The organism is Dyella kyungheensis (assembly GCF_016905005.1).
Classification (GTDB): domain Bacteria; phylum Pseudomonadota; class Gammaproteobacteria; order Xanthomonadales; family Rhodanobacteraceae; genus Dyella; species Dyella kyungheensis.
The window spans coordinates 203,450-215,215 of record NZ_JADIKC010000006.1; the positions used below are offsets into that span (position 1 = coordinate 203,450).

General features: G+C 66.1%; 10 protein-coding genes. 5 read left to right on the forward strand and 5 right to left on the reverse strand.

What is annotated here, in order from left to right; translation table 11 throughout:
- The first annotated feature begins 121 nt into the window (after positions 1 to 121).
- Complete coding sequence (locus ISP20_RS14470; RefSeq protein WP_204636818.1) at positions 122 to 1,417, forward strand: ABC transporter permease; 1,296 nt, start codon at positions 122 to 124, stop codon at positions 1,415 to 1,417.
- An 8-nt stretch (positions 1,418 to 1,425) separates the two neighbouring features.
- Positions 1,426 to 2,637, forward strand: a complete 1,212-nt coding sequence (locus ISP20_RS14475; RefSeq protein WP_204636819.1) for an ABC transporter permease — start codon at positions 1,426 to 1,428, stop codon at positions 2,635 to 2,637.
- Positions 2,638 to 2,780: 143 nt separating this feature from the next.
- On the opposite strand, the gene ISP20_RS14480 is transcribed toward ISP20_RS14475, so the two are convergent.
- From ISP20_RS14480 to ISP20_RS14490, 3 genes are all read right to left on the reverse strand, one after another.
- Positions 2,781 to 5,117: a S9 family peptidase gene (locus ISP20_RS14480; RefSeq protein ID WP_204636820.1), complete on the reverse strand. Its 2,337-nt coding sequence runs from the start codon at positions 5,115 to 5,117 to the stop codon at positions 2,781 to 2,783.
- A gap of 205 nt (positions 5,118 to 5,322) precedes the next feature.
- Entirely contained in the window at positions 5,323 to 5,691 is a 369-nt protein-coding gene (locus ISP20_RS14485) for a hypothetical protein (protein ID WP_204636821.1), read from the reverse strand.
- A gap of 124 nt (positions 5,692 to 5,815) precedes the next feature.
- Complete coding sequence (locus ISP20_RS14490; protein ID WP_239535922.1) at positions 5,816 to 6,934, reverse strand: FAD-dependent oxidoreductase; 1,119 nt, start codon at positions 6,932 to 6,934, stop codon at positions 5,816 to 5,818.
- A 167-nt stretch (positions 6,935 to 7,101) separates the two neighbouring features.
- Between ISP20_RS14490 and ISP20_RS14495 the strand changes: the two genes are divergently transcribed.
- Positions 7,102 to 7,863, forward strand: a complete 762-nt coding sequence (locus ISP20_RS14495) for a bestrophin-like domain (protein ID WP_204636823.1) — start codon at positions 7,102 to 7,104, stop codon at positions 7,861 to 7,863.
- Positions 7,864 to 7,866: 3 nt separating this feature from the next.
- On the opposite strand, the gene ISP20_RS14500 is transcribed toward ISP20_RS14495, so the two are convergent.
- Complete coding sequence (locus ISP20_RS14500; protein WP_204636824.1) at positions 7,867 to 8,766, reverse strand: LysR family transcriptional regulator; 900 nt, start codon at positions 8,764 to 8,766, stop codon at positions 7,867 to 7,869.
- A 115-nt stretch (positions 8,767 to 8,881) separates the two neighbouring features.
- Here ISP20_RS14500 and ISP20_RS14505 point away from each other — a divergent pair, with 115 nt between their 5' ends.
- On the forward strand, positions 8,882 to 9,877 hold the full coding sequence (locus ISP20_RS14505) for an aldo/keto reductase (RefSeq protein ID WP_204636825.1): 996 nt from the start codon (positions 8,882 to 8,884) through the stop codon (positions 9,875 to 9,877).
- A 216-nt stretch (positions 9,878 to 10,093) separates the two neighbouring features.
- Here ISP20_RS14505 and ISP20_RS14510 read toward each other — a convergent pair whose 3' ends face one another.
- Positions 10,094 to 11,176: an oxidoreductase gene (locus ISP20_RS14510; protein ID WP_204636826.1), complete on the reverse strand. Its 1,083-nt coding sequence runs from the start codon at positions 11,174 to 11,176 to the stop codon at positions 10,094 to 10,096.
- Between the two features lie 134 nt (positions 11,177 to 11,310).
- Between ISP20_RS14510 and ISP20_RS14515 the strand changes: the two genes are divergently transcribed.
- Complete coding sequence (locus ISP20_RS14515) at positions 11,311 to 11,730, forward strand: cupin domain-containing protein (RefSeq protein ID WP_204636827.1); 420 nt, start codon at positions 11,311 to 11,313, stop codon at positions 11,728 to 11,730.
- Positions 11,731 to 11,766 lie beyond the last annotated feature (36 nt).

The following is an 11,766-nucleotide window of genomic DNA, read 5'->3' on the forward strand; positions in this document are numbered from 1 at the left end:
TCGCCCAGGCGACGCCACCGCTCGGGGTTCATCGATTTCCAACACATACGCCCGGCTCGCGCTGGGCGGCGGGTAGTTGCGCGCCGCGCACACCCGCTTCACGCATGCAGAAGGAGGCGACATGCTCGGCTATTACGCGACAACCGCGATCAGCAGTCTTCGCCGAAGCAAGGCGCTGGCGGTGCTGATGGTGCTGGTCATCGGGCTGGGCATAGGCGCCAGCATGACGATGATCACCATCTTCCACGTGCTGTCGGGCGACCCGCTGCCGGGGCGCAGCGATCAACTGTACGCACCGGTGATCGATCCGCGTCCGCTGGCGCGCGATCACAGCGAACCGGCCGAGCCCGATGGCAACTTCACCTGGCCCGACGCCATGAACCTGTTGCACGCGCAGCGGGCCGATCGGCAAGCCGTGATGGCGGGCGGCGCGGTGCCCGTGCGACCCCAGCAGAGCGGCGAGTTGCCGTTCTATGAAACAGGCCGCTATGTCACCGCCGATTTCTTCGGCATGTTCAAGGTCCCGTTCGCGACCGGCAGTGCCTGGCGCAGCGAGGACGATGAAAGCCACGCGCGCATCGTGGTGCTCAACAGCGAGCTCAATCGCAAGTTGTTCGGCAACACGCCCAGCATCGGACGCACGGTACGGCTGAAGAACGCCGATTTCCGCGTGGTGGGCGTGCTCGACGACTGGCGCCCGCAGCCCCAGTTCTATGCGCAGCTCAACGGCCGTGTGTTCGGCAAGACCGATCAGTTCTTCCTGCCGCTGCAGACCGCGCAGGATCTGAACCTGGACTTCAACGGCCGCATGTCCTGCTGGGACAGCGGCGGTCGCACCAGCGAGCACTGCGCGTGGTTGCAGTTCTGGGTGCAACTGGACAGCACCGCCAAGGCCGAGGCATATCGGCAATTTCTGGGCAGTTATTGGCGCGAACAGCAGGCGCATGGACGCATGCCACGACCGGCTCATGCGCACCTGTTTGGCCTGATGGATTGGCTGACGAGGCAACACGCGATTCCCGATGACTTGCGTCTGCAGCTCTCGCTATCGCTGGGCTTCCTCGCCGTCTGCATGATCAACGTGGTGGGACTGCTGCTGGCCACCTTCCTGCGACGCGGCGGCGAGATCAGCGTGCGGCGCGCGCTGGGTGCGCGGCGCTGGGACATCTTCCTGCAGTTGGGCGTGGAGTCGTGCGTGATCGGCTTGGCAGGCGGCCTGCTTGGACTCGGCATCGCCTGCCTCGGCTTGTGGAGCGTCCGCCAGCGACCCGACGGCTACGCGCAACTCGCGCAGATGGACGCCAGCATGTTGTTCGGTACGTTCGTGCTCGCCCTCGTGGCCAGCGTCGTCGCCGGGCTGCTGCCCGCATGGCGCGCGTGCCGTATTCCTCCCGCCCTGCAATTGAAGACGCAGTGAGGCCAGTCATGTCGCATTCGCCGTTGATCGCCAGTCTCTCGCGCCACAAACTCACCGTCTGCCTGTTGGTGCTGCAGGTGGCGCTCACCTGCGCCATCGTGTGCAACGTGGCTTCCATCATCGGCCATCGCATGGCGCAGATGCGCTTGCCCAGCGGCGTTGCGGAGAACGAACTGGCCCTGATCGAAAGCATCAGCGTGGACGAAACCGCCAATCAGCTCGCCCGGCACGACGCCGACCTGGCCGCCCTGCGCGCGATGCCCGGCGTGAGCATGGTAGCCGCGGTGGATGCACTGCCCTTCAGCGGCAACAACTGGAGCAATGGCATCGCGCTCGTGCCCAACGGTCCCGCGCTCACCACCGCCACGGCCTACAACGGGACGCAGGACGCGATGCACGTGCTCGGCATGCATCTGGTGGCGGGCCGGTTGTTCCTGCCGGAGGAATACATTCCGTTGGATGCCGCGCACGACTGGTCGGGCATCAACCATGTGCCGTCCACCATCGTCACCCGCGCGCTGGCCGCCAAGCTGTTTCCGGGACAGGAACCGCTGGGCAAGGTGATCTATCCCGGCGACGGCCCGGTGCGCATTGTCGGCGTGGTGGATCACCTGTTGCGCCCCACGCTGGACGAGTCCGAGGGTAGCGACTACTCCACGCTGTTCCCCATGCTGCCCGACACGGCCGACGTGACGTATGTGATGCGCACGGCGCCGCAGGATCGCGAGCGGGTGCTGAAGCAGGCGCAGAAGGTGCTCGCCGGACTCGACAGCAATCGCGTGTTGCGGCGTCCGCAGAGTTTCACGCAGATGCGCGAGGACTATTTTCGCCGCGACCGGACGATGATCACGCTGCTGCTGTCGGCGGCGCTTTCGCTATTGCTGGTGACGGCGGCCGGCATCGCGGGACTGGCGAGTTTCTGGGTGCAGCAGCGGCGCCGCTCCATCGGCATACGTCGCGCGGTGGGGGCGACGCGGCGGGACATCCTGCGTTATTTCCAGACGGAGAATGGAGTGATCGTGGGCGCGGGCGTGGTCCTCGGGGTGGTACTGGCGTATGCGTTGAACATGCTGTTGATGCAGCATTACGCGTTGCAGCGGCTGCCCTGGTTGTATGTGCCGGTGGGCGGCCTGGCGCTTTGCCTGCTGGGGCAGTTGGCGGTGCTGGGGCCGGCAATGCGCGCGAGCGGGGTGCCGCCGGTGGTGGCGACGAGGGGATAGATCTCAGCCAGCTGCGCGCGATTGTCTGTGGGAGCGCACCCTGTGCGCGACGGCCACGCCGGGGTGTATCGCTCCGTCGGTTTGTCGCGCACAGGGTGCGCTCCCACAGTCGTCTTTCAGTGCTTGTCCAGGCAGGCCGCCCCTCACTCCTTCGGCGGCTTCATCTCATATTCCTTCGGCGGCGTATCGCCGGCGAGGTTGCGCACGAAGTAGTCCCAGCGTTTGCGCATCATGTAGTTGGCGGCAGCGCCGTAGGCGTGGTGGGCGTTGGGGATCAGCAGCAGGTCGAAGTCCTTGTTGGCCTTGATCAGCGCGTCGACGACCAGCAGTGTTTCGTACGGCGGGACGTTGTCGTCCATGGTGCCGTGGGCGAGCAGCAGGTGGCCCTTGAGGCCGGCGACGTGGTTCTGGTTCGCCTGGTCGTCGTAATTGCTCTTGCCGTTCTTGTCGGTCACCAGCAGGCCCTGCCACTTTTCGGCCCAGTCGTCTTCGTAGTTGCGATTGTCGTGGTTGCCGCTTTCGGCGATGCCGACCTTGAACAGATCCGCATAACGGAACATCGCCGTCGCGGTGGCGTTGCCGCCGCCGGAATGGCCCCAGATGCCGACGCGATCCATGTCGATCCACGCGTAGCGCCTGCCCAGTTCCTTCAGGCCGGCCACCTGGTCGGGCATGGTGTTGTCGCCGATATTGCCGAAATACGCATCGTGGAAGGCCTTGGAGCGCCACGGCGTGCCCATGCCGTCGATGGCGACCACGATGAAACCCAGCTCCGCCAGCGCCTGATGGTCGACGCGTGCGGGATTGAAACTGCGCGAACCCACCGAGCCGGTCTGGGGGCCGGGATAGACGTAGTCGACGACCGGATACTTCTTCGCCGGGTCGAAATGGGTGGGCTTGAACATCAGGCCGTACAACTCGGTCTTGCCGTCGCGAGCCTTGACCGTGAATGGCTCGGGCGCCTTCCAGCCGGAGGCCAGCAGGCGCGAGATGTCGGCCTTGGCAATGGCGTTCACCACATGGCCGTCCTGCGCGCTGCGCAACACGGTGACGGATGGCGTGGTCGGCGTCGAATAGGCGTCGGCAAACAGACGTCCATCCGGTGAGAGGGTGATCGTGTGGTCAGCGGGCTCGGGCGCCAGCAGCACCGGCGCGCCGCCATCCAGGCTCACCTTGTAGAACTGCTGGTAGTACGGATTGACGCCCTGCTCGCGGCCCACGCCGCGGAACCACAGCGTGCGCGAGGCGGCATCGAGCTTGAGCACCTCGGTGACGTTGCCTTCGCCGGTGGTGATGGCGTGCTTGAGCTTGCCGCTGTCAAGGTCGTACAGGTACAGGTTGCCCCAGTTGTTGCGCTCGCTGAACCACACCACTTCGTGGCTCGCCGGCAGGTACTGCCAGTTGACCTTGCCCGCGCCGCTTTCGTAATACGTCGGCACGCTTTCGTTGAACACCGTGCGCACGTCGCCGCTGTGGATGTCGGCCACGCGGAACCATGCCTGCTTGTGGTCGCGCGAGGACGAAACGAAGGCCAGCGAGCTGGCGTCCGGCGCCCACTGCACGTCGTCCCAGCCGCCGTCGCGGCCGCAGCTGATGTCGTCGCACAAGCTGGAGCGATGCTGGTCGGGCTCCATCTTCAGGCGCAGCACCTTGCGCGCGTCGACATCGACGATGACGCGCTCGATCATGGTCACGTCCTTGTCGCCGACCAGCGGGTACTTCCACTTCTCGACTTTCGGATGGCCCACGTTGGTGCCCACGATCACCATGTCGCCGGTCTTGCGCTGATCCTGCTGGAAGGTGGCGATGCGCCTGGAATCGGGCGACCACACCAGGATGGCCTTGTTGGTGTGCTTCCAGCCGGCGTTGTCGGTGGCGTAGCCGTAGTTCTCCACGCCGTCGAGGGTGAGCTGGGTTTCCTTGCCGGTGGCGACGTCGCGAATCCACAGATTCCAGTTGCGCACGAACGCTTCGCTGCGCTTGTCCGGCGAGAGCACGCCCGGCTCGTTGCCGATGCCATCGACGGCTTCGTCGCGCCCCGCCACGCACACGATGTTGCCCTTCATGTCGCACAGGTAGTGCTTGCCATGCAGATTCAGGTCGAGGCGACCGTCCGCTGCCGTGGCGAAGGTGGTGATGCCCAACTTGCCTGCGCTGGTGGTCTTGCCCGACGCCTTGCCCAGCGCCGTGGCGAGACGCGCATGATCGAACGCGGGTTCGGCCTTGCCCGTGCCGGCATCGAAGCGCATGAAACGATCGCCGGAGGCGTCGTGATCGCGATACCAGAAGTGTCCATCGTCAAGCCACGTCACCGTCTGAACCGCGTGGTCGACCAGCGGGGTGACGTTGTAACCCACGTAGCGCTCGGCACGCGCGTAGTCATCGCTGGTGAGCGTACGTCCCTCTGCGGCGACGCCGGTGGAAAGAACGATGAGTGCCGCCGCGCCCATCAGGCACGCGCTACGTGTGTTCACTGCCATGCTTGCTCCCCCGTCGATCACGAATGTGGCCGCAGCTGTTCGGGCGGCCTAAAAGTTCATTCTAGTGCGACTTGGGGGGAGGGACACTGCCATAGGTACAGTGCCGGATAGTTCTTACCGGCAACGCTCAAGCAGGTACGACCGAGGCAAGATTGGCCCCTCACCCCAACCCTCTCCCCGGCGGGGAGAGAGAGAAGTGGCGCACTCAACGCAGATGCAGCCAATGCAGATGGACCCCGTTCTCGCGGTCCTCCGCGCGAAACCCTTCGCGTCCTTCCACCACGATGCCCCACACCGTGCGCATCTTCTCGCCCTGCGGCTCATCCACCCGTACCTGTTCGCCCAGGGCGATCGCGTAGCGGGTCTCCAGCATCATGACCTGGTCGCGTTCCCACACCAGGATGGCCGGGCGTCCGGTATTGGCGCCCCAACCCAGGTGGATCTGCACGTCCTTGGGGGTGTAGGTGCCGCGGTTGTCGAGCTTCCAGTTCTCGGACCGACGCAGTAACGCCTGCAGGCGCGGGTCGCTCCAATCCACGCGATTTCCCTTCGCTTGCGGCTTATGTGCATTCATGCGGCTGACACATCCCATCGAACGATATGACTGCGCCGCGGCGCTGGTCGCCACGACGGGACACCGCGCCATCGCCCTGGACGGTTGACGCGTATAGCCGGTTATCGGCGGTGCCGCGATGAACTTAAGGACGCGTTTTCAGCGGATGATCGAGGCCGCCGGCCGTGCGCATCATCAGGTTGCGCGCGAACGAAAGATGGCCGATCACCGGCACCACCTCGTCGCGGATCCAGCGCAGCCACAGCGGTCGACCGTGCACCATGCGCGTGATAGCGCCGATGCGGCGTACCACCGACTTGTGCACGGCGTGGCGCAAGCTGGCGTAGTCGTTCATGCGGCCCATGTCGCCGGCCAGCGCATCGGCGGCACAGGCGGCATAGACGTAGGCATCTTCGATCCCCAGGTTCATGCCGCGCGCGCCGATCGGCGAATGGATATGCGCCGCATCGCCTGCCAGGGCCACGCGCCCCATGCCGGTGCGCGCGGCGACGCGGTGGCCGATGTGGAACTGCGATTCCCACGACACCGCACCCAGCGTGCCGTAGCGGCGCAAGGTCGCCAGCGGATCGCGGGTATTGCCGATCACCCGCCAGCAGTCACCGGCAAGACGCAGCACGAAGATGAAACCGTCGGGTTCGAACAGGATGTGCGCGCGATAGGCATCCAGCGAGCAGGCCATGGCGATGTCCCACAGTTGCCAGGGTTCCGGCAGGCTGCTGCCCTCGAAGTCCAATGCCAGGGCAGCGCGCGTGGCGCTGCGTGCACCGTCGGCGCCCAGCAGCAGGCGGCTGGTGACCTGTTCGCTGCGGCCGTCGGCATGCGCCAGCGTTGCCTTCACTTCGGCAAGGTCCTGCGCCAGCGACTGGAACGTCACGCCGCGCTCCACCGTGACGCCCCGCGCGGCCAACGCCTTGGTGAGCAGCGCTTCGGTGCGTGCCTGTGGCAGCACGGTCATGGCGGGATGTGCACCCGTCGCGGGCGGCAGGTCGAACGCCAGCACGTCGTGGCCGCCCTCGTGCAAGGTGGCGCCATGCACGGGCCAGCCTTCGGCCACGATCTGTTCGGCGACGCCGGTGCCCTGCAAGACCTCCAGCGTGCGGCTGTTCACCGCCAGCGCTTTCGATGTGGTGGACGGCGCCTCGGCCGTATCGATGATGCGTACCGCGACGCGCCGATGCGCGAGCATCAAGGCGGCGGCCAGTCCGGTAGGGCCGGCGCCCACTACGAGTACGTCGGGTTGCATCGATGCCACGGCGGCCCTCCCCAGGCTAATTCCCTGAGTTTGCCGCCAGGCAGCGTGGTGTCCGCGTCAAGAGCCTGCGCGCCCGTCCATCCGGCATTCGCTCAGCACTATGGCGCGGCGTGCGCGGCACGTCATACTGCGCCGCGAATCCTTCGGAGGAGCAAGCCATGGCCCACTTGCTGATCTTCCTGCTGATTTTCGCCGGCGTGTTCGGTTGTGCGCTGCTGGGCATGTATGCGCGCACGCGCCTGCCCGATCATCATCTGGATGATGACTCCTCTTCCTCCATCAAACTGGCCGCCGGCCTGATCGCCACCATCGCTGCGCTGGTGCTCGGCTTGCTGATCTCCTCGGCCAAGACCGCTTACGACTCGGTGAACGGCGATCTGCAACGCAACGCCGTGAATATCCTGCGTCTCGACCGTGCGCTGGGGCAGTACGGACCCGAGGCGAAACCATTGCGCGACGTGCTCAAGCGCAGTTACAGCAACTGGGTGGATCGGCTGGCCTCCGGCGACCGCAAATGGATTGCCCAGCTCGACAGTCCGCAGATCCTCAGCCATCTCAGCGAGTTCCAGCGCCGCATCGCAGCACTGACGCCCACTACGCCGGCACAAAAACAGTTGCAGGAGCGTGCGCTCGATATTTCCGACGACGTCTTCACCGCCCGCTGGCTGGCGCTGATGCAGAAGAACGGCAGCATCCCGATGACGCTGTTGCTGGTGCTGGCGGCATGGCTGTGCGTCATCTTCGGCACCTTCGGCTTGTTCGCGCCGCGCAATCACACGGTGCTGTTCTTTTTCCTGGTGTGCGCATTGTCCGCTTCGGGCGCGATCTTCGTGATCCTTGAAATGGATACGCCGCTCACCGGCGTGTTGCGCGTGTCGGTGGAGCCGATGCGCGAGGCGATCAGCCAGATGGGCCAGTAGCGCTCAGCGCACGCCATCCATCAGCTCGACGATCCAGTCGATGAACACGCGCAGTCGCAGCGGCAGTTGTCGCTGCGACTGGTACACCACGCTGATCGGAAACGCCGGCGGCGGCGTGGCGGGAAGCAATTCGACCAGGCTGCCGCGCGCCAGTTGTTCCTGCACCCGATAGCGCGGGAACTGCGCAATGCCCAGCCCGGCCTCGCAACAGGCCATATACGCCTCGGTGCCGCTCACCGACACCGGCGCCGGCAGCGGCACTTCGCGCATGCGCTTGCCCACCATGAACTCCAGCGGCGAGGCGCGGCGCGTGGTGGGCGAGGTCCAGTTGACGGCGACGTGTCCGTCCTTCAGGTCGGCCAGGGTCTGCGGCAGGCCATGGCGCTGCACATAGGCGAGGCTGGCCACGGTGGCCTGCGACAGCGTGGCCACGCGCCGTCCCACCATCATGGAGTCGGGCAGGTCGCCGCCGCGCAGCACGCAGTCCACGCCTTCCTGCACCAGGTCGATGAAGCGGTCACTGGTACCGATGTCCAGTTCGATCTGCGGATAGCGCGCAAGGAAGGCCGGGAGTGCCGGAATCACCACCTTGCGTGCCAGCGACGAGGCCAGGTCGATGCGCAGGCGCCCCTTGGGCACCACGGCGGCTTCGCGGAAATCCGCCTCCACCGCGTCGAGGTCCGCCAGCAGGCGCACGCAATGGTTGTAATACACCTCGCCGTCGCGGGTGGGACGCACGCGGCGCGTGGTGCGCTGGAGCAGGTGCGCGCCCACCCGTTCCTCCAGCCGCTTGATGGTGTGGGTGAGCGTGGCGCGCGGCAGGCTGAGGTCGTCGGCAGCCCGCGTGAAGCTGCCCAGTTCAACGATGCGCGTGAACACCCGCATGGCTTGGAGGCGATCCATGATTGTTGGCCATTTCGACAACAGACATGGCGATTATTGTGCATTTATCGCAAGCCCGTCATGGCCAAGAATGCCTGGTCAGCTTTCCCACCCTCCCCTGACCCAAGGAACGCCCATGCACATGCGACAGCTCGGCAAGAATGGCCCCTCCGTCTCCGCCCTCGGCCTCGGCTGCATGGGCATGAGCGAGTTCTACGGCACCCACGGGAACGATGCCGAATCCATCGCCACCATCCACCACGCGCTGGAGCGCGGCTTCAATTTCCTCGACACCGCCGACGTCTACGGCCCGCACACCAATGAAGTGCTGGTCGGCAAGGCCCTCCGCGATCGCCGCGAGCAGGCCTTCCTGGCCACCAAGTTCGGCATCGTGCGCGATCCGAACGACCCGGCCAAGCGCGGCATCAGCGGCAGCCCCGAGTACGTGCGCGCCGCCTGCGATGCCAGCCTCAAGCGGCTGGGCGTCGAGTACATCGACCTGTACTACCAGCATCGCGTGGACACCAACGTGCCGATCGAGGAAACCGTAGGCGCCATGGCCGAGCTGGTGAAGGCGGGCAAGGTGCGCTACCTGGGTCTTTCCGAAGCGTCCGGCGCCACCCTGGAGCGCGCTGCCAAGGTGCATCCGATCGCGGCGCTGCAGGTGGAGTTCTCGCTGTGGACGCGCGATCCGCAGGAGAACGGCATGGTGACGTCCTGCGCCAGGACGGGTACCAGCATCGTGGCGTATTCGCCGCTGGGTCGTGGCTTCCTCACCGGCGCCTTCCGCAGCCCGGAAGATTTCGACGCCGACGATTACCGTCGCCAGAGCCCGCGCTTCCAGGGCGAGAATTTCTTCCGCAACCTGGAACTGGTGGACAAGGTCAACGCGATCGCCGCCGAGAAGGGCTGCACGCCCGCACAGCTGGCGCTGGCCTGGGTGCTGGCGCAGGGCAAGGACGTGTTCGCCATCCCCGGCACCACCAAGCGCACGCGCCTGGACGAGAACCTTGGCGCCCTCGACATCTCGCTCAGCGCGGAAGAACTGAAAGCCATCGATGCGGTGTTCCCGCCCGATGTCGCCGCCGGCGAGCGTTACGCGGGGCCGATGATGCAGATGGTGAATCGCTGAGCCAGGCCCTGGATCCGGTACCTGACAGTTGGCGATCCACATCCTGACTGAATGTGTAGGAGTTGGCCTACTTCAGTTTTCGGAGGCCTGAGGCAATCTAGCCATGTCGGAGTTTCCACGAACTACGACGACCCCGGACCAGTCGCCCCCCTAGAACTGGTCCAGGAGGCCCCCGAAAGGGGGCCTTTTTTTTGCGCCCGCCGTGGCCCGCCGCGCTCAGTTCGACGCCGACTGCCAGGCCAGGCGTTCGTCGGCATCCAATGCCAGCGACACCGCCCGTCCGTCGGCCGCCGAAGCGATGGCTGCCTCGATCACCGCCATCACCGTGATCGCCTGTTGCGGCGTGACGGGATTGGCGCCTCGTCCCAGCACGGCGTCGCGAAAGGCCGCGTAGTAACGGCTCTGGTCGCCGCGGGGCGCAGTGAGCTGGGTGACCTGGCCGTTGCCGTCGTACAGCAGCAGCTCATCGGGATCGACGCCCCAGTCGGCATCGCCGGGACGCGTGCCGGCAATCAGCTGCGCTTCCTGCTGATCGATGTGCCGCTTGACCAGGCTGGCCTGCGTGCCGTGCACGGTGAAGCGCGCGCTGCCGCCGGCCACCAGCATACCGGCATGCAGGATCACGCGGCGCGCGCCATATTCGAGCACCACATGCGCCCAGTCGGTGGCCTCGCCTCCTTCGCGCTGCGTGGCCAGGCTGGCCCATACGCGCTCGGGCAGACCGAACAGGCACAAGGCCTGGTCCACCAGGTGCGGACCCAGGTCGTACCACAGGCCGCTGCCCGCGCCCGCCTGCTCGCGCCAGCGCGCGCGTACCTGCGGACGGAAGCGGTCGATATGCGACTCGAAGTGGGTCACCTGGCCCAGTGAGCCCAGCGACATGAGCTGCCGGACGCCGAGGAAATCGCTGTCCCAACGGCGGTTCTGGAACACCGACAGCACGCGCTGCTGCCGTGCGGCGACCGCGGCCAGTTCGCGCGCTTGCGCAAGATCGAGTGCAAACGGCTTGTCCACCACCACGTGCTTGCCTGCTTCCAGCGCGGCGCGCGCCAGCGGGGCATGCGTATCGTTCGGCGAAGCGATCACCACCACATCCAAGCGGGGATCGGCAAAGACCTCCTCGGCCCGGCCCCGCACATCCACGTCGGGCAGATCGGCATGCACCTTGCCGGCGTCCCGCGACACCACCGTGCCCAACGCAAGACCCGGCACGCTGCGGATCAACGGCGCGTGGAACGTCTTGCCGGCGAAACCGTAGCCAATCAGCGCCACGCGCAACGGAGCGGAAACATCAGTCATGGGCAACTCGGGTGGATAACAGGTCTCCATGATAGGCCACGCCCGTCGACGGCCCGTCGGAAACGGCTTCGCATGGCGATAACGTTTTCGCGCGCACCATGCGGTGCCTTTCCGCCAGCGCCGAGGATGCCGACATGTCACTCCGTCCCGTGTTGATCGCCGCCCTGCTTGCGGCGGCTGGTGCGAGCAGCCCCATCGCCGCACAGGATGCACCCGCCGCCAATGCACCGCAGGCCAAGCGCACCATCCTCGACCAGCACGAACAAAGCGGCGTGCCGGGCACGGAGATCGTGCTCGGTACCGCCGACGTTCCCGCGGGTGGCGCGGTGGGTTGGCACGTGCACAACGGCGACGAATCGGGTTATGTGCTGAAGGGCAATCTCGTGCTCAAGACGCGCGGCAAACCCGACCAGGTGTTGAAGGCGGGCGATCACTTCTTCAATCCGCGCGGCGCGGTGCACAGCCTCGCTGCGGCGCCGGGCAGCGACGGTGGCGTGGCGCTGTCGACATGGATCGTCGACAAGGGCAAGCCGCTCGGCGAGCCGGTGAAGTAGCCGGTTGCGTGCGAGCAAGAGCGATATCGTGAACTG

Coding starts and splice junctions, on each gene's coding strand:
- ISP20_RS14485 (WP_204636821.1), bottom strand. CDS start 5,691: ATGAATGCACATAAGCCGCAAGCGAAGGGAAATCGCGTGGATTGGAGC.
- ISP20_RS14495 (WP_204636823.1), top strand. CDS start 7,102: ATGGCCCACTTGCTGATCTTCCTGCTGATTTTCGCCGGCGTGTTCGGT.
- ISP20_RS14500 (WP_204636824.1), bottom strand. CDS start 8,766: ATGGATCGCCTCCAAGCCATGCGGGTGTTCACGCGCATCGTTGAACTG.
- ISP20_RS14470 (WP_204636818.1), top strand. CDS start 122: ATGCTCGGCTATTACGCGACAACCGCGATCAGCAGTCTTCGCCGAAGC.
- ISP20_RS14510 (WP_204636826.1), bottom strand. CDS start 11,176: ATGACTGATGTTTCCGCTCCGTTGCGCGTGGCGCTGATTGGCTACGGT.
- ISP20_RS14490 (WP_239535922.1), bottom strand. CDS start 6,934: ATGCAACCCGACGTACTCGTAGTGGGCGCCGGCCCTACCGGACTGGCC.
- ISP20_RS14515 (WP_204636827.1), top strand. CDS start 11,311: ATGTCACTCCGTCCCGTGTTGATCGCCGCCCTGCTTGCGGCGGCTGGT.
- ISP20_RS14475 (WP_204636819.1), top strand. CDS start 1,426: ATGTCGCATTCGCCGTTGATCGCCAGTCTCTCGCGCCACAAACTCACC.
- ISP20_RS14505 (WP_204636825.1), top strand. CDS start 8,882: ATGCACATGCGACAGCTCGGCAAGAATGGCCCCTCCGTCTCCGCCCTC.
- ISP20_RS14480 (WP_204636820.1), bottom strand. CDS start 5,117: ATGGCAGTGAACACACGTAGCGCGTGCCTGATGGGCGCGGCGGCACTC.